General features: G+C 74.6%; 20 protein-coding genes. 9 read left to right on the top strand and 11 right to left on the bottom strand.

What is annotated here, in order from left to right:
• The first annotated feature begins 30 nt into the window (after window positions 1–30).
• Genes ACSNN8_RS34150 through ACSNN8_RS34140 form a run of 3 tightly spaced genes read left to right on the top strand, consistent with a single transcriptional unit; the run spans window position 31 to window position 3395 of the window.
• On the top strand, window positions 31–843 hold the full coding sequence (locus tag ACSNN8_RS34150) for a helix-turn-helix transcriptional regulator (RefSeq protein ID WP_436654266.1): 813 nt from the start codon (window positions 31–33) through the stop codon (window positions 841–843).
• A gap of 12 nt (window positions 844–855) precedes the next feature.
• On the top strand, window positions 856–2853 hold the full coding sequence (locus ACSNN8_RS34145) for a S9 family peptidase (RefSeq protein ID WP_436654265.1): 1998 nt from the start codon (window positions 856–858) through the stop codon (window positions 2851–2853).
• A gap of 14 nt (window positions 2854–2867) precedes the next feature.
• Window positions 2868–3395, top strand: coding sequence for a hypothetical protein (locus tag ACSNN8_RS34140; protein WP_436654264.1), 528 nt, complete (start codon window positions 2868–2870; stop codon window positions 3393–3395).
• 19 nt (window positions 3396–3414) lie between these two features.
• Here ACSNN8_RS34140 and ACSNN8_RS34135 read toward each other — a convergent pair whose 3' ends face one another.
• From ACSNN8_RS34135 to ACSNN8_RS34120, 4 genes are read right to left on the bottom strand one after another with little or no spacing between them, the layout of a single operon-like run.
• Window positions 3415–4401, bottom strand: a complete 987-nt coding sequence (locus ACSNN8_RS34135; protein WP_436654263.1) for a serine hydrolase domain-containing protein — start codon at window positions 4399–4401, stop codon at window positions 3415–3417.
• Between the two features lie 10 nt (window positions 4402–4411).
• A complete protein-coding gene (locus ACSNN8_RS34130) occupies window positions 4412–5344 on the bottom strand; it encodes an aldo/keto reductase (protein WP_436654261.1) in 933 nt (310 codons plus the stop codon).
• 34 nt (window positions 5345–5378) lie between these two features.
• Complete coding sequence (locus ACSNN8_RS34125) at window positions 5379–6101, bottom strand: nucleotidyltransferase domain-containing protein (protein WP_436654259.1); 723 nt, start codon at window positions 6099–6101, stop codon at window positions 5379–5381.
• A 32-nt stretch (window positions 6102–6133) separates the two neighbouring features.
• Entirely contained in the window at window positions 6134–6757 is a 624-nt protein-coding gene (locus ACSNN8_RS34120) for a hypothetical protein (RefSeq protein WP_436654257.1), read from the bottom strand.
• A gap of 90 nt (window positions 6758–6847) precedes the next feature.
• On the opposite strand from ACSNN8_RS34120, the gene ACSNN8_RS34115 reads away from it, so the two are divergent.
• The 3 genes from ACSNN8_RS34115 to ACSNN8_RS34105 are packed head-to-tail and all read left to right on the top strand — an operon-like array spanning window position 6848 to window position 8804.
• Window positions 6848–7594 (top strand): class I SAM-dependent methyltransferase, encoded by a 747-nt coding sequence (locus ACSNN8_RS34115; RefSeq protein WP_436654255.1) that lies wholly within the window; start codon window positions 6848–6850, stop codon window positions 7592–7594.
• Between the two features lie 20 nt (window positions 7595–7614).
• Window positions 7615–7923 carry a hypothetical protein gene (locus tag ACSNN8_RS34110; RefSeq protein WP_436654254.1) on the top strand — a complete coding sequence of 103 codons (309 nt, stop codon included), beginning with the start codon at window positions 7615–7617 and terminating at the stop codon, window positions 7921–7923.
• Window positions 7920–8804, top strand: coding sequence for a DUF5996 family protein (locus ACSNN8_RS34105; protein WP_436654252.1), 885 nt, complete (start codon window positions 7920–7922; stop codon window positions 8802–8804). The genes ACSNN8_RS34110 and ACSNN8_RS34105 overlap by 4 nt, the downstream gene beginning before the upstream one ends.
• Window positions 8805–8822: 18 nt before the next feature.
• Here ACSNN8_RS34105 and ACSNN8_RS34100 read toward each other — a convergent pair whose 3' ends face one another.
• Window positions 8823–11810 carry a helix-turn-helix transcriptional regulator gene (locus tag ACSNN8_RS34100; RefSeq protein ID WP_436654250.1) on the bottom strand — a complete coding sequence of 996 codons (2988 nt, stop codon included), beginning with the start codon at window positions 11808–11810 and terminating at the stop codon, window positions 8823–8825.
• Between the two features lie 63 nt (window positions 11811–11873).
• Here ACSNN8_RS34100 and ACSNN8_RS34095 point away from each other — a divergent pair, with 63 nt between their 5' ends.
• Complete coding sequence (locus ACSNN8_RS34095) at window positions 11874–12083, top strand: hypothetical protein (protein WP_436654248.1); 210 nt, start codon at window positions 11874–11876, stop codon at window positions 12081–12083.
• Window positions 12084–12117: 34 nt separating this feature from the next.
• Here the strand turns inward: ACSNN8_RS34095 and ACSNN8_RS34090 are convergent, their stop codons facing one another.
• Genes ACSNN8_RS34090 through ACSNN8_RS34080 form a run of 3 tightly spaced genes read right to left on the bottom strand, consistent with a single transcriptional unit; the run spans window position 12118 to window position 14824 of the window.
• Window positions 12118–12753, bottom strand: coding sequence for a hypothetical protein (locus ACSNN8_RS34090; RefSeq protein WP_436654246.1), 636 nt, complete (start codon window positions 12751–12753; stop codon window positions 12118–12120).
• Between the two features lie 18 nt (window positions 12754–12771).
• The gene (locus tag ACSNN8_RS34085) at window positions 12772–13773 is read right to left on the bottom strand and encodes an NAD(P)/FAD-dependent oxidoreductase (protein WP_436654245.1); all 1002 of its coding nucleotides are present in this window, start codon (window positions 13771–13773) and stop codon (window positions 12772–12774) included.
• 10 nt (window positions 13774–13783) lie between these two features.
• A complete protein-coding gene (locus ACSNN8_RS34080) occupies window positions 13784–14824 on the bottom strand; it encodes a DUF3500 domain-containing protein (RefSeq protein WP_436654243.1) in 1041 nt (346 codons plus the stop codon).
• A 97-nt stretch (window positions 14825–14921) separates the two neighbouring features.
• Here ACSNN8_RS34080 and ACSNN8_RS34075 point away from each other — a divergent pair, with 97 nt between their 5' ends.
• Window positions 14922–15941 (top strand): NADPH:quinone reductase, encoded by a 1020-nt coding sequence (locus ACSNN8_RS34075; RefSeq protein ID WP_436654242.1) that lies wholly within the window; start codon window positions 14922–14924, stop codon window positions 15939–15941.
• A gap of 51 nt (window positions 15942–15992) precedes the next feature.
• Here ACSNN8_RS34075 and ACSNN8_RS34070 read toward each other — a convergent pair whose 3' ends face one another.
• Together ACSNN8_RS34070 and ACSNN8_RS34065 are read right to left on the bottom strand one after the other, a co-directional pair.
• Window positions 15993–17795, bottom strand: a complete 1803-nt coding sequence (locus ACSNN8_RS34070; RefSeq protein ID WP_436654240.1) for a peroxidase family protein — start codon at window positions 17793–17795, stop codon at window positions 15993–15995.
• Window positions 17796–17920: 125 nt separating this feature from the next.
• The gene (locus tag ACSNN8_RS34065) at window positions 17921–18484 is read right to left on the bottom strand and encodes a TetR family transcriptional regulator (RefSeq protein ID WP_436654239.1); all 564 of its coding nucleotides are present in this window, start codon (window positions 18482–18484) and stop codon (window positions 17921–17923) included.
• A 100-nt stretch (window positions 18485–18584) separates the two neighbouring features.
• On the opposite strand from ACSNN8_RS34065, the gene ACSNN8_RS34060 reads away from it, so the two are divergent.
• Window positions 18585–19730: an FAD-dependent oxidoreductase gene (locus ACSNN8_RS34060; RefSeq protein WP_436654238.1), complete on the top strand. Its 1146-nt coding sequence runs from the start codon at window positions 18585–18587 to the stop codon at window positions 19728–19730.
• Here the strand turns inward: ACSNN8_RS34060 and ACSNN8_RS34055 are convergent.
• Window positions 19700–20110, bottom strand: a complete 411-nt coding sequence (locus ACSNN8_RS34055) for a TIGR03618 family F420-dependent PPOX class oxidoreductase (protein WP_436654237.1) — start codon at window positions 20108–20110, stop codon at window positions 19700–19702. The genes ACSNN8_RS34060 and ACSNN8_RS34055 overlap by 31 nt on opposite strands.
• Window positions 20111–20120: the final 10 nt, after the last annotated feature.

Here is a 20120-nt window from a genome sequence, read left to right as displayed (position 1 = left end):
GGGCGGCGCGGCGGGAGAGGACAGATCATCGTGGGACCCGCACCACCACCCTCGCCGGACGAGGCCCGGCGCCGCCAGCTCGCCGACTTCCTGCGCACCCGGCGGGCGGCCCTGCGACCGGACACCGGCGACGCGGGCCGCAGGCGCACGCCCGGCCTGCGGCGCGAGGAGGTCGCGCAGCGGTCCGGGGTGGGCCTGTCCTGGTACACCTGGCTCGAGCAGGGCCGCGACGTCAGCCCGTCCGACCAGGTGCTGCTCGCGCTGAGCCGGGCGCTGGAGCTGTCGCCCGCCGAGCGCGAGCACCTGTTCCGGCTGGCGGGGGTGGCGCCGCCCGAGACGGCGGCGGGGCCGGTCGACGAGCAGACCGCCGCGCTGGTCGAGGGGTTGCTGCCCCATCCGGCCTTCGTGCTGGGGCCGCGCTTCGACGTGCTGGCCGCCAACCGCGCCGCCGCGCTGGTGCTGGCCGGGCTGGTCGCCGCGCCGCCGGAGGAGCGCAACCTGTTGCTGTGGCTGTTCGGCGGCGGCTGGGACGAGACGGCCGAGGCGTGGCAGCAGACCGCGCAGGCGAACCTGCTCGACTTCCGGGCCGAGTTCGCCCGCCACCCGGGCGACCCGGGCTTCGTCGCGCTGGTCGACCGGCTCACGTCGGCGAGCGGGACCTTCCGTACGTGGTGGGCCCGCCACGACGTGCACGCGCTGGAGCCGGCCCGCAAGCGCATCGACCACCGCGAGCTGGGGCCGCTCACGTTGCTGTCGGTGCAGAGCCGCCCGAGCCACGCGCCGGGGCTGCGCCTGCGGATCCTGGTGCCGGGCGACGACCGTACGCGCAAGGCTCTCGGCTGATAGAAAGGGGCGGTGACCGTCGATGCGTTCGCCGACCTTGATGCCTACGTCCGTGTGCCCCGCCTGGCCGGGCTGTGGCTGTCGCCGGACGGGCGTCGGCTCGTCGTGGGCGTGGGCACACCCGACCGGGAGAACAGCCGGTACGCCACCGCGCTGTGGGAGGTCGACCCGGCGGGGGAGCGGCCCGCGCGGCGGCTGACCCGCAGCGACAAAGGCGAGGCGGCCGCCGCGTTCACGCCGGACGGGGATCTGCTGTTCACCTCGGCGCGGCCCGTGCCGGACGGGGCGGACGACGACGACAAGCAGGCGGCGCTGTGGCTGCAGCCGGCCGCGGGCGGCGACGCGCGGGTGCTCGCGAAGCTGCCGGGGGGACTGCACGGCGTACGGGTCAGCGCGAGCGGCACGCTGGTGGCCGGCTCGTCGATGCTGCCGTCCGCCGCCGACGTGGACGCCGAGAAGGAGCTGCGCCGGCGGCGCAAGGAGGCCGGGGTCTCGGCGATCCTGCACGAGCAGTACCCCGTCCGGCACTGGGACCACGACCTCGGCCCCGACCGGCCCCGGCTGCTGACCGGCGTCGTCGAGGGCGAGCAGCTCGAGCTGCGCGACCTGACCGGGGCCGCCGGGCACGCGCTGGACACCGAGGGGGACTGGGACGTCACCCCGGACGGCGCCACGGTCGTCGCCGTGTGGAAGGTGGACGATCCCGGCGCGTCGCAGCGCACGACGGTGGTGGCGATCGACGTGGCGACCGGCGAGCGCCGCACGCTGGCCGGCGACGCCGAGCACGAGTACTGGGCGCCGCGGGTGTCGCCGGACGGCAGCCGGGTGGCGGTCGTCGTACGCCGTCTCACCTCGGTGGACGACCCGGGCGACAGCTGGCTGGCCGTCGTGCCGGTCGCCGGCGGCCCCGTCGAGCCGCTGACCGACGACTGGGACCGCTGGCCGGACGGCGCCCGCTGGACCCCCGACGGCGCCGCGCTGGTCGTCGCGGCCGACGACACCGGGCGCTCGCCGCTGTGGCGGGTGGACGCGGCCACCGGCGAGGTGACGCGGCTGACCTTCGACGACGGCGCCTACACCGACGTGCGCATCTCGCCGGACGGGCGGTGGGTGTACGCGTTGCGCAGCGCGATCGACAGCCCGCCCGCCCCGGTGCGCGTGTCGTTGGCCGGCGACGGCGATGTGCAGCCGCTGCGCGGCCCGGCCGAGCCACTGCCCGTACCGGGTCGCCTGGAGGAGGTCGAAGCGGTCGCCGCCGACGGCACCCCGCTGCGCGCCTGGCTCGCGCTGCCGCCCGAGGGCGAGCCCGCCCCGCTGCTGCTGTGGATCCACGGCGGCCCGTTCGGCTCGTGGAACGCGTGGTCGTGGCGCTGGAACCCGTGGCCGGCGGTGGCGCAGGGCTACGCCGTGCTGCTGCCCGACCCGGCGCTGTCCACCGGCTACGGCTTCGAGTTCTTCCGCCGCGGCTGGGGCTCGTGGGGCGACGCCCCCTACACCGACCTGATGGCGCTCACCGACGCCGCCGTCGCGCGCTCCGACATCGACGCCACGCGGACGGCCGCGATGGGCGGCTCGTTCGGCGGCTACATGGCCAACTGGGTCGCCGGGCACACCGACCGCTTCTCGGCCATCGTCACGCACGCCTCGCTGTGGGCGCTCGACCAGATGATGACCACCACCGACGCGCCGTTCTACTGGCTGCGCGAGCTCACCCCCGAGCGTCTCGAGGCCAACTCGCCGCATCGCTCCGCCGGCGCCATCACCACGCCGATGCTCGTCATCCACGGCGACAAGGACTACCGCGTGCCGATCGGCGAGGCGCTGCGCCTGTGGTGGGACCTGTTGTCCCGGTCCGACCAGGACGGCCGGCACAAGTTCCTCTACTTTCCCGACGAGAACCACTGGATCCTCAAGCCCGGCAACGTCAAGGTCTGGTACGAGACGGTGTTCGCGTTCCTCGACCACCACGTGCGCGGCGAGAAGTGGCAGCGCCCCGAGCTGCTGGGCTGAGACGCGCGCCTGCCGTGCCCCGGCTCGTGATCCTCACCGGCCCGATCGCGGCCGGGAAGAACACCGTCGCGGCCGGGCTCGCCGGCCACCTGACCGGACGCGGCAGGACGGTGGTCGTTGCCGACGTCGACGACGTCGCGGCGATGGTGGGACCGCCCGGTGCGGCCGCGGCGGGCCTGTGGTTCGCCGCCCACCAGGCGCACGGCGCGCTTGTCGGCCGGTGGATGCGCTCGGATGTCGAGTACGTCGTGGCGGTGGGACCGATCTACTCGGCCGAGGAGCAGGCGGCCCTCATGCGACCGCTGCCGGACCGCGCCGCCGTGTTGTGGATCGTCATTGACGCCCCGGTTGCGGTGACGTTCCGGCGTGCGCAGGCCGATCCGGGGCGGGGGCTGTCACGCGAGCCGGAGTTTCATCACGCCGCCCACCGCCGCTTCCGGCAGCTGCTGCCGGGGATCCCCGCCGACCGCGTCTTCGACTCCGCACAGCTCGGCGCGGACCGGATAGCGTCCGGGATCGCGGCGATGCTGGGCGTCCGATAGTCGGCCGGAGCGTGACGCCTCACGCCGGGGCGGTCACCGCGGGCAGGACGACCCGTTCCAGGACGGCCTGGGGCGTCCGCCACTGCTCGGGGTGGTCGTAGTTGCCGGCGGTGACCGCGACCACCAGATGCAGGTCGGGCAGGACGTAGAGGCGCTGGCCGCCGTTGCCCATGCCGGCCACGAGATGGTGACCCGCGACCGGCTGGATGTACCACTGGTAGCCGTATTGCGCGTCCCACGAGGTCTCCAGCCGGGGTTCGAGCATGGTGCGCAGCCAGTCCTGCGGCACGATGCGCCGGCCGTCCCACACGCCGCCGGCCAGCACCAGCTCGCCGATCCGGGCCAGGCCGCGCGGCGTGAGGCGCAGGCCCGAGGCGGCGGAGGGCGTGCCGTCCCGCCCGGTGATCCAGTGGTATCGGTCGATGCCCAGCGGGGTGAGAAGCACCTCCTCGGCGTACGCCGGAAGCGACCGCCCGGTGCCGTCGGCGATCAGCCGGCCCAGCAGCGCGGTCGCGCCGCCGGAGTACGCCCACCGCACGCCCGGCGGCTCGGCGATCGGCCGTTCGAGCACGAAGCGGTACCGGTCGGGGGCGAGCTCCATCGCGATCTCGGCGTTCGCGGGGCTGTCGTACGGCGGGTCCTCGCGCCACTCCAGCCCCAGCGACATGGTCAGCGCGTGCTCGACGGTGAGCGCGGCGCGCCGCGGGTCGGCGGCCAGGTCCGGGTACTCCGGGAAGTGCGGCAGCAGCGGGTCGCCCGGCGGCGGGACGAGCCCCTCGCCCAGCGCGATGCCGTACAGCAGCCCGGTCACGCTCTTGGTGACCGAGCGCAGGTCGTGCAGCGTGTCCGGTCCGAACTCGACCACGCCGAGCCGGTCGGCCCAGCTGGCGTCCTCGCCGGTGCCGTAGTGCTCCAGCAGCGTCCGCCCGCCCTGCAGCGCCACGACGCCGTGCAACCCGGGCGCCTCCCCGGCGCGCAGGACCTCGTCGAGCCTGTCCCGTAGCATGCCGTCGAGCTTAGGCGGCGGCGTCGAGGCGTGCGCGCACCTCCGCGTCCAGCTTCAGGTCACGGGCGGCCATGACCTCGTCGAGGCGGGCCGGCGTGCTGGCGCCGACGATCGGCCACACCGGAGTGTCCCCGCCGAGCAGCCAGGCGAGCACGACCTGGTTCTGCGTCGCGCCCAGCTCACGGGCCACCTGCGCGAGCACCGCCACCCGCCGCGTGGTGCCCGGGTGGGCGTACGCCTGTTCGAGCGGCCGGTCGGCGCCGCCGTACGCGCCGTTGACGAGCGGGGAGTACGCCCACAGGTCCAACCCGCACGACCGCACGTAGTCCAGCGTCTCGGGGAACACCTGCCGGTGCGCCCACGACTCCAGCGGAGCGCCCGGCCGGGGCTGCACATAGGAATGCCGCAGCTGCAGCGCCGCCCACCCGGGCACGCCGAGCCCGGCGGCCAGCCCGCGCGCCTGCTCGACGCGCCACGCGGGCGTGTTGGACGCGCCCACCCGTACGGCCAGCCCCTCGCCGGCCAGCTCGCCGAACGCCGCCACCGTCTCGCCCAGCGGCACCGACCGGTCCTCGACGTGCGCCCAGTACAGGTCCACGCGGTCGGTGCCGAGCCGCCGCAGGCTGCCGGTCATCGCCGAGCGGACCACCGGCGCCGACAGCCCCTCCATCGCGTCCAGCCCGCGCGCCGGGTCGGTCGGCTGCGCGCCCACCTTGGTGCTGATCGCCACCCGGTCGCGCATGCCCGGACGGCTCGCCAGCCACCGGCCGATCACCTGCTCGCTCTGCCCGCCCAGCCCCGACGGGTCCGCCCAGAACGCGTAGTTGTCCGCCGTGTCGATCCACCTGCCGCCGCGCTCGACGAACCGGTCGAGCAACGCGAACGACTCCGCCTCGCCGATCCTGGTCCCGAACAGCATTGCCCCCAGCACGATCTCAGCCATGCCGGTGATCCTGCGACCTCGAGCGCGCTCGAGGTCAAGCCCGGCGCGCCCGGCGCACGGTCCGGCGCGCGTCGCGCCAGGCGATCAGCGCGGTCCGCAGCCGCGGCGAGGCGACCTCGTGCCCCTGGCGCCGCGCGCGCAGCTGGGCCCTGAGCCAGGCCGGGGCGTACGCCTGCTCGACCGCCTCGGTCTTGGTGAGCAGCGCGCCCGTGCGCAGCGCGTGCCGGCCGCGGGCCATCGACGTGAGGCCCAGATCGGCGAGCACGGGATCCCACCACAGCCACGGCCGCCGCGCCGCCCACGCCCAGTAGCCGGTCAGCTCGGCCCGCGCCGCCTCCCGCACGGCCGCGTCGTCCATCGGCGGCAGCACCTCGCGGGGCTCGGGCCCGAACACCGCGTATCCGTGGCGGACGAGCTCCGCCCGCGTGATGCCCGAGAGGATGCGCTGCACCAGCCGCCCGTGCGTCCACGTCGGATGCTCGGCTCCCGCGTCGCCGATCCGGGCCGCGTCGACGTAGACGCACCCCAGATCGAGCCCGCGTCCCGGGCCGGCGTCGATGCTGCGGTGCACCGCCGTCAGCTCGGCCGTGCGCTGCTCGCCGACGGGTCCTTGGGCGAGCGCCACCAGGTCGAGGTCGCTGACCCCGGGCCGGTAGTCCCCGGTGGCCAGCGACCCGGCGACGTGCAGGGCGCTCACCCAGCCCAGCTCCCGCAGGCGTACGCCGAACTCCGTCACCACCGCCGGCGAGGTCGTCATGACCGAGACCCTAGCCAGCCCGCGCCGTGCGGTCAGTCGGACAGCTTGACGCTGGAGGCAGGCACCGAGATGTAGTAGCCCTGCTCGGTGAGCTGGTCGGCGCCCTCGGCGGCGGTCACACCGGTCTTGGCGGCGAAGCCCTCGGCCGCGCGGGTCACGGTGCCGCTGAAGTTCACGGTGTCGTCCTGCTTGACCTTGTAGTACGACTCGCCGTTCGTGCCGGTCAGCTGCACCCACACCCGGTCCTGCTCGCTCGAGCCGACCCAGAAGCCCTCGTCGGCGGGCACGGACTGCACCTTGACGCCCTGACCGGTGGCCTGCTTGCCGTCGTTGGCGCTCAGGTTCTGCGCGCCGCCGGCGCCCAGCAGGCTCGCGCCGCCGGCGGTGACCGTGCCCGCGCCGTCCTCAGCGGTTGCCGTTGCGGTGTCGGTGGCGGTGCCCGGCGTGGCCGCAGCCGATGTGGCGGCGGCGGTGGGCGTCGCCGTCGTCGTACCGGCCGAGGTGTTGTCGTCGTCGCCTCCGCACTGCGACAGAAGCAGCAGCAGCGCGATCAGGACGACCAGAGCGATGATCAGAGGCACCAGCCACTTGCGCCGCGACGGGCCGGCGGGCACGGCAACGGGACGCGCACTCGGGGTGCGAGAGTTGTCAGACATGGGCACCTGAATGCCCCCAAGATCACTTTCGAAACGACAAAACACCAGGTCAAGTACCGGACAGCGAGGCATCGGAGGACGATTTCGGCCATGACGGACTACGACTCCGAACTGATCGGATACAACGCAGTGCTCCGCCGTGCCTGGGCGATCCGGCCCGGCGACCGCGTCCTCGACATCGGCTGCGGCGCCGGCGGCACCACGCGCGAGGCCGCCCGCCTGGCCCCCGCGGGCAGCGCCCTCGGCGTCGACGTGTCGGCGCCGGCCATCGAGCGCGCCCGCCTCGCGCCGGGCCCGCCCAACGTCGCCTACGAGTGCGCCGACGCGCAGACGTACGGCTTCACGCCCGGCTCCTTCGACGTCGCCGTCAGCCGGTTCGGCACCATGTTCTTCGCCGCCCCGGTGGCGGCCTTCGCCAACGTCGCGCGCGCCCTGACCCCGGCCGGGCGCCTGGTGATGCTGGTCTGGCAGGCGCACGACCGCAACGAGTGGAGCGTCGCCCTCGCCGAGACGCTCGACGCCCGGGTGGACGCCGACGGGCCGGACCCGTTCTCGCTGGCCGACCCCGCGACCGTGCGCGCGACGCTGGAAGCCGCCGGGTTCGCCGCCATCGAGCTGACCGACGTCGGCGAGCCGCTGTGCTTCGGCGCCGACGTGGACGCGGCCGAGGCGTGGGTCCGGGGCTTCACGTGTACGTCGGCCGCCCTCGAACGCCTCGCCCCGGCGGCGCGCGAGGCGGCCCTCGCGCGCCTGCGCGACCTGCTCGCCGCCCACCTGCGCGACGACGGCGTCTGGTTCGACGCCCGCGCCTGGCTGGTCACGGCGCGCCGCCGGTGAGCACCGGGGCGGCGGCTACCATGTGCCGGGTGAATCCGATTCGGTCCCTGCGGTGGTACGGCGGGCTTGCCCTGGTGTTCTTCGGCATCGTGCCGACCGTGATGGTGGCGCTGCTGGTCGCCCAGGGGCGGACGCCCGGATCGGTCGGGCTGCTGCTGATCGGCGGTGTGCCGCTCGTGCTCGCCGCGCTCGTGCTCGCGATCCGGGGCATCACCGGCCCCGACCCCGAGCAGGCGACCCGTCAGCTGCACCTGAGCATGGCCTTCGTCGCCGGGGCCGACGTGCTGCTGCTGGGCGGCAACGCGCTGATCCGCATGGGCGCCTCGTGAGCGGGCAGTGGCCGCGGCTGCGGGTCGCCGACTGGGCGGACACCCGCGACACGCTGCACATGTGGATGCAGATCGTCGGCAAGGTGCGGATGGCGTACGCCCCGCCCGTCAACCACTGGTGGCACGTGACGCTCTACCCCAGCGCGCGCGGGCTGACCACCTCGGCGGTGCCGCACGGCGACGGCGTGTTCGAGCTCGAGTTCGACTTCCTCCAGCACCGGCTGCACGCCCGAGCCAGCGACGGCCGCTCCCGCGAGGTGCGGCTCGAACCCAAGCCCGTCGCGCAGTTCTACCGCGAGACCCTCGACGCCCTCCGCGCGCTCGGCCTCGAGCCGCGGATCCACGCCGTCCCCAACGAGGTCGAGCCCGCCATCCCCTTCGCCGAGGACCAGACCCATTCCGCGTACGACGGGCAGGCCGCGCAGCTGTTCTGGCGGCAGCTGCTGCAGGCGTCGCGCGTGTTCGGGCAGTTCCGCTCCGAGTTCACCGGCAAGGCCAGCCCCGTGCACTTCTTCTGGGGCGCGATGGACCTGGCGTACACCCGCTTCTCCGGCCGCACCGCCCCGCCCCACCCCGGCGGCGCGCCCAACTGCCCGCCCGAGGTCATGCGCGAGGGCTACTCGCACGAGCTGGCCAGCTTCGGTTTCTGGCCCGGCGGCGGCGAGGAGGGCGCCTTCTACGCGTACGCCTACCCCGAGCCCGCCGGCTACCCCGACCACGCCGCCGGCGCTTCCTACGACCCCACCCTGCGCGAATACCTGCTGCCGTACGAGACCGTCGCCGCTTCCGCCGACCCCGACGCGACCCTGCTGGCCTTCCTGCGCTCCACCCACGCCGCAGCCGCCGACCTCGCCGCCTGGGACCCCGGCACCCCGCGCTAGGCAGCGTCTCTCGCTGCATCACGGACGAAGCCCAGCACCTCTCGTGCGTTCAGGGCCGCCTGCCAGCAGGCCGGCCCGGTGCGCCACGGTGGCGGCCTGGGTCCGGTTGGCGACGTCCAGTTTGCGCAGGATGTTGGTGACGTGGACGCTGGCGGTCTTCTTGCCGATGAACAGCCGCGTGCCGATCTCAGCGTTGCTCAGCCCGTCGGCGACCAGCCGCAACACCTCCAGCTCGCGGGACGTCAGCCCGTAGGGAACCGGCGGCGGCGCGGCCGCCGCCGGACCGGCGCGCAGGTCGAGGCGGGCCAGGCGGGCGAGGGCGCGGATCTCGGCCAGCAGCGGGGCGTGCTGGTCCGCGGCCGCCGCAGCGGCGCGCAGGCAGTCGCGGACCCGGGCGGTGCGGCCGGTGGAGCGCAGGAGAGCCTCGGCCTGGCGCCACCGGGCGTACGCGCTCCGGTGGGGGCGACCGAGCGTCTCCCACGCCGCGGCGGCTTGCGCCCACGCGTCCGGATCCGATGCACCGGCCACCCGGGTGAGCTCGGCCCGCCACAGCGCCCCGTCGGCGGGCGCCCAGCTCCAGTACGGGTGCTCGGCGAACGGGTCGGGGTCCAGGGCGGCGTGGGTGTCGACCAGTTCGGCGGCGTAACGGCGGACGTCGGCGAGGGCGGCGTCGTCACGGGCGGCCCGGGCGATCTCGGCGGCGTCGGCGCAGACCCGGGCCGCGGTCCGCAGCAGCAGGCCGGTCCAGCCCCATTGGAAGCTCGGGTCGAGATCGGCCTGCCGGATGCGGGCCAAGGCCTCGCCCGGCCGCTTCCGCCACAGATCGATCTCCGTGACCGGCACCAGGTAACTCCCGTAGAGACGGTTCTCCTCCGCCACAACGGCCAGGCTCGCCGCGAGCCGCTCGTCGGCGGCGTCGACGTTGCCGGCCAGCAGGTCGAAGTACGCCCGATCGATCGCCGCTGCCCCGGTCCGGGTGGGCTCGGCCCAGGCGGGCAGCGCGGGTTCCGCCTCGGCCGGACGCCCCAGGTCGGACAACACCTCGAACAGGCGGGCGCGCAGGAACTCGGTGTTCGAGTCCTCGTCCAGTCCCGCCCGTTCCGCGACGCCGAGCGCAGCCCGGCAGACAGCGGCGGCCTCCTCCAGCCGGTTGAGCACCCAGAGATGATCGGCCCGGCTCAGCATGACGCGGACCGTGACGACCGGATCGCCGAGCAACGCCGCCAGCTCCCCGGCCCGGGCCATCCAGCGTTCGCCGCCGGCGACGTCGCCCGCGTGCAGCGCGCAGCCGGCGAGGTCGGCGACGATCTTCACCTTGATGTCGGCTGCGGACGGCCCGGCGGCGTCGGCCACGGCCAGGGCCTGAAGGAACTGGGGCTGCGCGACAGGCGGCTGGTTGGTGTCGGTGATCCGGGTCGCGTAGGAGTGCAGCACGAGCGCCAGCTCCCGGCTCGGCGGCAGGTCGCGGAGCAGCTTCTTCGCCGTCTCCAGCGGCTCGAACGTGTCCGTTCTCCCGTCGATCCAGCGGTAGGTGGACACCCGGTCGTGGATCAGCGCGAGCCGGCGAGGATCGGCGTCGGTGAGCACGCGGACCGCGCGCTCGGCGAGGGGGGAAGCCGCCCGGCTGTCGCCGCAGCGGTCGAGGGCGGTGAGCGCCCTCAGGTAGGCCTCGGCGAGGTCCACCCCCGGCGGACGATCGGCTTGCGGCCACAGGTCGATGACCCGCTGCCAGTGACGGGCGGCTTCGCGGTGGGCGTACACCTGCTCGGCCCGGCCCGCCGCCGTGACCCGCCACGGCATCTCGTCGCCGGGGCGGCCGGCGGCGGCCCAGTGCTCGGCGATCTCCCCGGCGACGTCGGCCGGCAGGCAGCGGGCCACGGCGCCGTGCCGCTCGCGACGCTCGCCGGCGAGCAGATCGGCGGTGACGACCTCGCCGACGACAGCGTGCCGGAGCCGGTACTCGCCGTCGGCGCCGGGGCGGTCGATCAGACGGGCGCCGACGAGTTCGCGGACCGCACCGCCGAGCCGGGCCGGTTCGAGGCCGGTGACCGCGGCCAGGGCCGTGTCGGTCAGCCCGCGTCCGGCGACCGCCAGCGAGGCGAGGACCTCGCGGCCGTCGTCACTGACCGTGCCGGCCCGGGCGAGGACCAACTGGACGAGGTCGTCGGGCAGGCCGGGTTCGTGGCGCACGGCCGCCGCGACGAGTTGTTCGGTGAAAAACGCGTTCCCGCCGGCCCGCCGGAACACCTCGTCGACCAGGGCGCGGGGTGTGGTCGTGCCCAGCAGCCCGGTGATCTGCTCGGTCACCTCGGCGTACGACAACCGCGCCAGCGTCACCCTGGTCACGCCCGGTCGCCGGGTCAGCTCGCCGAGCCGGCGCCCGACCGGCCGACCGGCGCCGGCCTCCTCCTCGCGGCAGGTCAGCACGATCGGCGCGGCGGTGCCGCTCGCGTACACCAGGAAGTCCAGCGTGGTCTCGTCGGCCCAGTGGACGTCCTCGACTACCAGCGCGCACCCGGCCGAGCCGAGCAGGTGGCGCAGTGCCGCGAACAGCCGGCCCCGTTGCCATCCCTCGATCGGGCCGGACGTCTCCGGCGCCGGGCCGTCGGCCCACTCCGGGACGAGCCGGGCCAGATCGGTGCGCCACGCCGGGGAGGCTCGCCCGGCCACCTCCGGGCCCAGCTCGCGCAGCGCCTCGGTGATCGGCAGGAACGGCACCGTGCCGGTGAGCGGGAGGCAGTGGCCGAGGAGAACGGTCGTACCGCCCGCCCGGGCCCGGTCCACCGCCGCACCGAGCAGTCGTGTCTTGCCGACGCCGGCCTCGCCGGCGAGCACGACGGTCCGTGGCACGGACGGGCTGGCCATTGCGTCCGTCACCAGCTGCAGCTCAGCGCGGCGACCCACCAGGGGAGGCACCCCGGTCACCCGCTCAGCAGAGCAAACCGTCGAGCCTGCGTCAACGGGGGATAAGGCGTACGCCGGCCGACCCGTACGCGATCGCTCCATGCGCCCCGGGGGGCCTTAGCCGAAATCTCGGTGGTGTCCCATCCCGACCCCGAGGAGCACATCATGATCGCCGCACTCGTCGCCGTCGTCCTCGCCGCCGCTCCCGCCCCCGTCGGCGACCGCGCTCCCGCCCCGTGCCCCACCCGTGTCGACACCTTCGCCGCCGCCCTGCGGGCCGGCGGTTCCGATCACCGGAGCGCGCAGAACTTCGCCGTGCTGACCGTCCGCGACTGCGCCGACCAGCGCATTGAGCGCGGGCTGCCCCGGCGCTGACTACGCGGACGCGCCGGGCCGTGGGCCGGCCGGCTCACCAGCCGAGCTCCGGGCCGGCGAGAACCCGGGCGCCGACCGCCGCGGCCAGCTCGTGCGCCTGCTCGTCGTCGGAGACGTGCACATAGAGGCTGTGTCCGGGCGGCGGATCGGGGACGTAGAGCTCCCGGCCGTTGAGGCCGAGCTCGAAGCCCTGGTGGGAGTGGTTGAACGTCCAGCACACGTTCCAGGCGATCCTCGCGGGGTCGCCCCCGATCACGGTCAGCACCGCCTCGGCCAGGTCGCGGTCCAGCGGCAGCTCGGTCGTCTGCACGTCGACCGCCATGGGCGGCAGCTCCCGCAGGGCGGCCACGACGGCCGGCGTGAGGTCCGTCATGAGCCACGCGCTGCCGTCGCGGTGCCGGTGGGGTATGTGATCGTCCGGCCCGAGATGCGGCTCGAGCGCCGTGACGGCGTCGGTGAACAAGTGCGCCGGGATGCTCACCCCGGCCCACACCGTCTCGATGCCCAGGAAGCGCTCCAGCGACCGGTGGGAGCCGGTGTCCACCGAGACGCGCACGTCGTGCGGGCAGCTGCAGGTGGTGTCCCGCTGGGCCAGCAGGCGTTGCGCCATGCCGTACGCGTCCCGCAGCTCGTCACCGGTGTGGATGCGATAGACCCTGGAGTTCCCCACGCCGGGCAGTCTTGCCGTTCAGGACTCGCCCGGCACGCGAGTATCGCGGCCGCGGAACCGGGCCGGGCGCAGGCCGGCGAGCTCCGGGGCCTCGACGCCGTCGACGAGCTCGGCGGCGATCAGGCGCGCAGCGCTCGGGCCGAGCGTGATGCCCGAGTGCATGACGGCGACGTAGGCGCCGCGGGGACCGGGGCCGATCACCGGCAGCCCGTCGGCCGGCATGGGCCGCTGTCCGAGCCGCTCCTCGACCAGCCGGACGTGGCGGGCGTCGAACGCGGCGGTGAGGCGGCGCAGCATCTCCGCGCCGCCGACACCGGGGACGGTCGCGACGAGAAGCTCGCCCTCGGCCGCCTGCCGGACCTCCAGCTCGGGGGTGGCGACCAGCGTCCGCACGACTCGCGGCGGCGCGGCGAACCGCATCAGCACGGCCGGCGACGCCTCGACCGGCAAGCCGGGGCACAGCTGGGGTGTGCCGGTGCCGGCGGCCACGACGACGGTGTCGGCGGGCAGCCGGCCCGCGGACGACTGCACCCCGCCGGCGTCCACCGCGGTCACCGCGGTGCCGGTGAGCAGCCGCGCGCCGTGGGTCTGCGCCGCCCGCACCAATGCGCGGGTCACGGCGACCGGGTCGACGGCCGCGTGGCTCGTGAGGTGCAGGGCCCGTGCCGGCCGGGCGCGCAGCCGCGGTTCGAGCCGGCGCAGCCCGGCCTCGTCGACGATGCGCTCGTCGGGCCCCTCCGCGGTGAGCGGCCCGTCGCCCCACAGCAGGGCGCCGCGCCACCCGACCCGTACGCCCGGAACTTCTCTTTCCAGGCGCCGGTAGTCCGCGAGCACGCGCTCCCGCAGCGGGGTGCTCGCGTCCGGCGCCTGTCCGGGGCGGGCGCCGCCGATCCAGGCGAACGAGGCCGCGGTCACGCCCGAAGCGGGCAGCGCCCGGTCGACCAGGACGACATCGGCGCCCTTGCGGGCGGTCTCGTAGGCCACCGCGGCGCCGACGATGCCGGCGCCCACGACCACCACGCGCGGCCGGCTAGTGATGGCGGCGGCGGTGGTCGAGGAGCACGTCCAGGCCGAAGTCGCTCGCCGGGTCGCGCCAGACGGAATGGGCGTGGTTGGCCCGGCGCTGGGTGTTGTCCCACTCGAGCAGCAGCCGCGGGCCCTGCACGCGGTAGTAGTGCGGCGCGCCCGGCTCGGTCGGTCCCGCCCAGGCGAAGTGCACGGCGTCGAGCGCGGCCTCGTCGTACGCCGCCATCGGGGAGACAGCCTCGGGCACGCGCCCGAAGTACGTGCCGAGCAGGGAACGCAGCAGGTCGCGTTGCCCGGCCGTGAGCGCGGCGCCCGCGATGCCCTGGGGCCGTGCGGTGTACTCGACCGCCCGGTCGCTGGTTTCCGGAGGGTCGGCGATCGTCGTGCGGTTGCCGGTCACCACATCCGCGGGCGCCTCGGGGGAGAGGAGGGCGCGCCGCTGTTCCTGCGGGCCGAGCGACCGTACGAGCTCCCGCGCCAGATCCTCGACCCGGGCGAGCGGACGGTTCACCGCCCCGCCCAGCAGCTCGGAGACGGCTGGGTCGGCGCCCAGGAAGCACGGCGTGGTCGACACCAGCTCGCCGTCCACGACGAGGTTGTTGAGCGACACGTGGTGCCCGCCGAAGCGCCAGCCCCACGTGCCGCCGCTGCGCGGGTCGCCGAAGACCCGCAGGTAGTACAGCCCCGGGTCGCGCCTGCGCTCGCGGTCGCCGCGGGTCGTGAACCCCTCGGTCCGGTCGAGCACGTTCTCCAGCCCGATGGTCGTGGCGACCGTGACGTAGCCCGCGCGCGACAGCCCGGAGGCCACCAGCCGCATCGCCGCCTGCTGCTGCGCCGGCCGCTGCTGGTGGAAGGTCAGGCCACCGTGGTCGGTCGGCGTGTAGAACCAGCGCCGCCGCTCCCCGTCGTCCGCCGCGTCGCCCGACGGCCCGTTGCCCACGGCGACGGTCTGCTGGTCGGCGCCGAGCAGCTCCAGCCACTGCCGCGCCGCCTCGGCCATCGCGTCCGCGACCCGCCGCCGGCCCTCCCCGGCCCGATCCACCATGCCCTCAACCTATCCCGGCGCGCGACGCCGACCCGTCCGTAGTCCGGCAGCGCCCCGGCACGCCGCGACCGCCGCGGGGCTGGGTGAGAATCGGGGCATGAAGGCCATCATCTATCGCGACAACGGCGGACCCGACGTGCTCGAGCTGGTCGACCGGGCGACCCCCGAGCCGGGCCCCGGCGAGGTGCGCGTGCGCCTGCACGTCTCGGGCGTCAACCCGACGGACTGGAAGACCCGCTCCGGCGCCACCAACCCGAAACAGTTCCCGGAGGTCACGCCGCACCTGGACGGCGCCGGGGTCATCGACGCGGTGGGGGAGGGCGTCGACGCGGGCCGGGTCGGGCAGCGCGTCTGGCTGTTCATGGCCACCGCCGGGCGGCCCACCGGCACCGCGGCGGAGTTCACGGTCGTGGACGCCGAGCGGGCGGTGCCGCTGCCGGAGCAGGCCGGCTTCGAGCTGGGCGCCTCGCTCGGGGTGCCGGCGCTCACCGCGCACCGCGCGCTGACCGTGGCGGAGGACGGGCCCGACCGGCTGCGTCCCGGCGCGCTCGACGGCAAGGTGGTGCTGGCCGCGGGCGGCGCCGGCGCGGTCGGGCACGCGGTGATCCAGCTCGCGCGCTGGGCGGGCGCCACGGTGATCAGCACGATCAGCGGTCCGGAGAAGGCCCGGCTGGCCACCGCCGCGGGCGCCCACCACGTCGTCAACTACCGCGAGGGCGACCCGGCGGCCGTGATCCGCGGGATCGCCCCGGACGGCGTCGACATCGTCGCCGAGGTGGCGCTGGGCGCGAACCTCGCGCTCGACCTGGCCGTGCTGCGCACGCGGGGGGTCATCGCGACGTACGCCAACGACGGCGGCAAGCCCGTGCAGCTCGACGTGCGGCAGAACATGATGCTGAACACGCGCTTCCAGTTCCTCGTGCTCTACACGCTGGGCAGCCGCGCGCTCACCGCCGGCGCCGAGGACGTCGCGGCCGCGGTGGCCGACGGCGCGCTGCCGGTCGGCGAGGAGCACGGGCTGCCGCTGGTCCGCTTCCCGCTCGAGCGCACCGCCGACGCGCACCGGGCGGTCGAGGACGGCACGGTCGGCAAGGTCCTGGTCGACGTCACGCCGTGAGCTTCGCGGGCGGCCGTGGCGGGCACCCGCGCCCGCCACGGCCGCCGCCGGTCACGTCGGGTCGGCGGGGAACACCCCGGCGAAGCGGAACAGGTCGGTGATGGTGACGATCGGCTCGCCGTTGGGGAGCCGTACGCCCTGGGCCGGGTTCCATCCGCGGTAGCGGCCCAGGTACGACTCCGGGTCGGCGCGCAGCTGGCCGATCAGGGTCTCCGCGACGATCCGGCTGCCCACCTCGCCCAGGAAGTTGCCGTGGCAGCGGACCTCGGCCTCCTTGAGGATGTAGAACCACAGCGGCGTGTTCTCGAGGAAGGGCTGGAGCAGGTCGTTGAGCTCCTGGGTGTTGCCGCGCTGCAGCTCCTGCGCGGTCAGCACCCGCGCGCCCACCTTGCGGGCCACGGCCTGACCGGTCGGCAGGCTCAGGTGGTAGCCGCGCAGCAGGTTGCGGATCGCCAGGCCCTGCAGCATCTGCTTGATCTGGTCGGAGGCGTTCTCGTCCTCGCCCGAGACCTGGTTGACCATCTCGGACAGCGGCAGCGCCAGCCGGGTGTCGATGCGCCGCGCGAAGTGGTCGGAGACGCCGTCGCCCTTGTCGACGAACCGGTTCCACTCGATCACCCAGTTGAACGGCAACGTCGGCGTGCCGGTGCCGGCGAACGGGCGCTTGTGGCCGCCGGTGAAGGCGAACAGCTGCCGGAAGGTCGCCAGGTTGGTGACCACGCCGTCGCCGTCGTCCTTGCGGCCGAAGTTGCGGTTGTAGTCGTAGACCGCGCGCACCATGCTGTGCCCGAACCGGTACGCCGCCACGGAGAACTCGATCGGCATGTACGGTTCCTGGCCGTCGGCGAGCACGAAGTGCCGGTTGCCGTCGAGCAGCACCTTGTCGACCACGCCGGGCATCGCGATCGTCTTGAGGTAGTCGTGCACGACCAGCCACTGGTAGTGCCACCGCACCAGGTCGCGCGCCTCGAGGAACAGCTCCTGCTCGCTCTTCTGGTAGCCGTTGCTGGTCTCCCGCAGGTGCTGCACGACCCGGTTGTGGAAGCGCAGGAACGCCACGTGGAACTGGGCCACGATGAGGTTCTCGTCGTTGCGGGCGTCGCCGATGACCGCGGTGGTGCGGTGGATCGCCTTCTGCTCGTCGGTGGCGCCGGGGTCGAGGCCCGCGTCGCCGCGCCGGGGCAGGTCGTGGTCGAGGTCGTCGACCGGCGGGATCACGTCGCCGGGGATGCGGTCGTTCACCGTGACCTTGTCGATCCGCAGCTCGATGCCGTTGTAGAGCGCCGCGGACTCGGTGCCCTCACCGGTGAAGTCCGGCCCGTCGCCGTAGACGGAGTCGAGGTTGAGCGTGGGCTGGCGCAGGTTGCGCAGCTCGGTGCGCACGACGTTCGGGTCCAGCGGCGGCAGGTCCGGCTTGCGCAGGTCGGTCAGCTCGTTGTTCCGGTCGGTGTTCGCCGTGATGTCGTGGTCGATGAACTGACCCCAGTACGTGTAGACCGGCGGGACCACGGAGTTGTCGATGCCGCCGCGCTCGTCGTCGGCGGCGGGCTCCTCCTTGGCCATCGCGATGCCCAGGGCCGTGAGCTGCTGCCGTACGGTCGCGGGGTCGCCCGGGATGTGGTGCGCCGGAAACTCGGCCGCGAGGTCGCCGAACAGGTAGTCGAACGGGCTGGTCACCTCCGCCAGCTCGAGCTGCGCGCTCACCGGCAGATCGGCTGCCTCGCTCAGCAGCGTGACGCTCTCGATCCGCTTCGCCGTCTCGGGCGCCTGCGGAGCGGTGTCGGCCACCACCTGGCTGCCGTGCCGGACGTTCTGCAGCATCCGCCGGTAGTGCTTCTTCTCTGGTGCGGTCATTGCGTTCCTTCCCCCGAGACGAGGCGTCCACATAGGGCGCACAACCACGTTTGCCGTCGCGCGGGGGCGGCCGCCAGGGTTGTGTCGCATTCGCAGCAGAGCTGGGAATCCGACGCCCGGCTGCATCAGGCGGGCTGGGAGTCCAGCAGGTAGTGCCGCACGGCCGGGGCGGTCCAGGCGATGACCTCGGCCCGCTCCATCGCGGCCACCGGCGGCAGCCTGAGCACGTAACGGCACAGCGCCAGCCCGAGGATCTGGGTCGCCACCAGCGCGGCGCGCACCCGGGGGCGGTCGGAGGTGAGCCGCTCGGCGACGGGCACCAGCTGGGCGGCGAAGATCTCGCGCATGCGGTCCGCGGCCGCCGGGTTCGTCGCGCCGGCGCGCAGCAGCGCCGTCAGCGTCTCGTCGCCCTCCCAGCGGTCGAGGAAGTGCCCGACCAGGACGGCGGCCGCGTCGTGCGCCGGCATCCCGGACAGCTCGGGCAGGCGCAGGTCGAACTCGGCGGCCGCCGCGAACAGCCGCTCCTTGCTGCCGTAGTAGCGCATCACCATCGACGGGTCGATGGCGGCGTCCGCCGCGATCGCCCGGATCGTGGCCCGCTCGTAGCCGTCGGCCGCGAACCGCTCCCGGGCCGCCCGCAGGATCGCCGCCCGGGTGGCGTCGGAGCGCCGGGGTCGTTGCTCACTCATGCCCACAACTGTAGGCCAACACCTGTTGACCCCGGCGGTAAGCCGGGGCTACGGTTATGCCAACAAGTGTTGGCAAACGGATGTTGGCAGGTGAGTCGAGATGCTTCCCGAAACCACTACCGTCCTGGTCGTCGGCGCCGGACCCGTCGGTCTGGCCACGGCCACCGCGCTGGCGCAGGCCGGCGTCGAGGTCACCGTCGTCGACCGCGCGCCGACCGCCGCGCACACCAGCCGCGCCGCCGTCGTGCACGCGCGCACCCTCGAGGTGCTCGACCGCATCGGCGCCGCGCAACCATTGGTGGCCGCCGGCATCCCGGCGCCGCGGTTCACCATCCGCGACCGCGACCGCGTCCTGGTGCCGGTCACCTTCGGCGACCTGCCGACCCGGTTCCCGTACGCGCTGATGGTCCCGCAGTCGACCACCGAGAGCGTGCTCGCCGAGCGGCTGACGGACGCCGGCGGCCGGGTGCTGCGCGGTGTCGAGGCGGTCGGCCTGGCCGGCGGCACGGTCACGTTCGCGGGCGGCGAGCGGGTGACCGCTGAATACGTGGTGGGGGCCGACGGCATGCACAGCACGGTCCGCCGCCTGGCGGGCATCGGCTTCGGCGATCCCACGGACTCCGGCGGCGAGTCGTTCACGCTCGCCGACGTCAAGGTCGACGGCGGGCCGCCCCGCGACGAGGTGGTGCTGTACTTCTCCCGCGCGGGCCTGCTGGTCTGGGCGCCCCTGCCCGACGGCACCGTACGGATCGTGGCCGCGGTCGCCGACGCGCCGGAGCACCCCGATGCCACGTACGTCGACGACCTGCTGCGCCGCCGCGGGCCCGCCGCCGAACCCGCCCGGGTGCGCGACGTGGTCTGGGGTTCACGGTTCCGGGTGCACCACCGGGTGGCGGACACCTTCCGCGCCGGCCCGGTGCTGCTCGCCGGCGACGCCGGGCACGTGCACAGCCCGGCGGGCGGCCAGGGCATGAACCTCGGCCTCAAGGACGCGCTGGCCCTGGCCGACGCGCTGCGCGAGGGCGGGCCGGCGCTCGACCGGTACGCGGCCGAGCGCCGCCGGCAGGCGCAGGAGGTCGTGCGGTTCGCGGCCCGGCTGACCCGGCTCGCGACCGTGCCGGCGCCCGTACGCCCGCTGCGCAACGCCCTGCTGTCGGCGCTCGCGAGCCGGTCCGCCTTCCGCAGCGGGCTGGCGTACCGGCTCTCGGGCCTGCCTCACTCGGCGGCGAGCTTGCCCCAGACGTGATAGCGGTCGATCTCGACCCGCACGCTCACCCGCGGGCTGGTGCGGTTCGGGTACGCCCCGCCGGTGTAGGCCGTGGCCAGGCGGTCGATGTCGCGCAGGTCCTCGTCGTCGGTGACGGCGACCACGCGGCCCTGCAGGCTCACGTGGGTGTACCAGTCGTCAGGGGCCAGCACGGTCAGCGCGACCCGCCCGTCGTCGCGCAGGTGCTTGAGCCGCGCCCGCGTCGCGTCGAGGTTGAGCAGCACGCGGCCGTCGTCCTCGAGCAGGTACCAGGTCGCCACGGTGACCGGGCGGCCGTCGGCCGCGACGGTGGCCATGACAGCGGGATTGGGCAGCTTGAGCAGGTCGACGGCCTGCTGGGGGAGCGGAGTCTCGGGCATGGTCAAAACC

The organism is Actinoplanes sp. URMC 104, from assembly GCF_051386375.1.
GTDB lineage: Bacteria > Actinomycetota > Actinomycetes > Mycobacteriales > Micromonosporaceae > Actinoplanes.
This window is presented reverse-complemented; position numbering and strand designations above follow the sequence as displayed.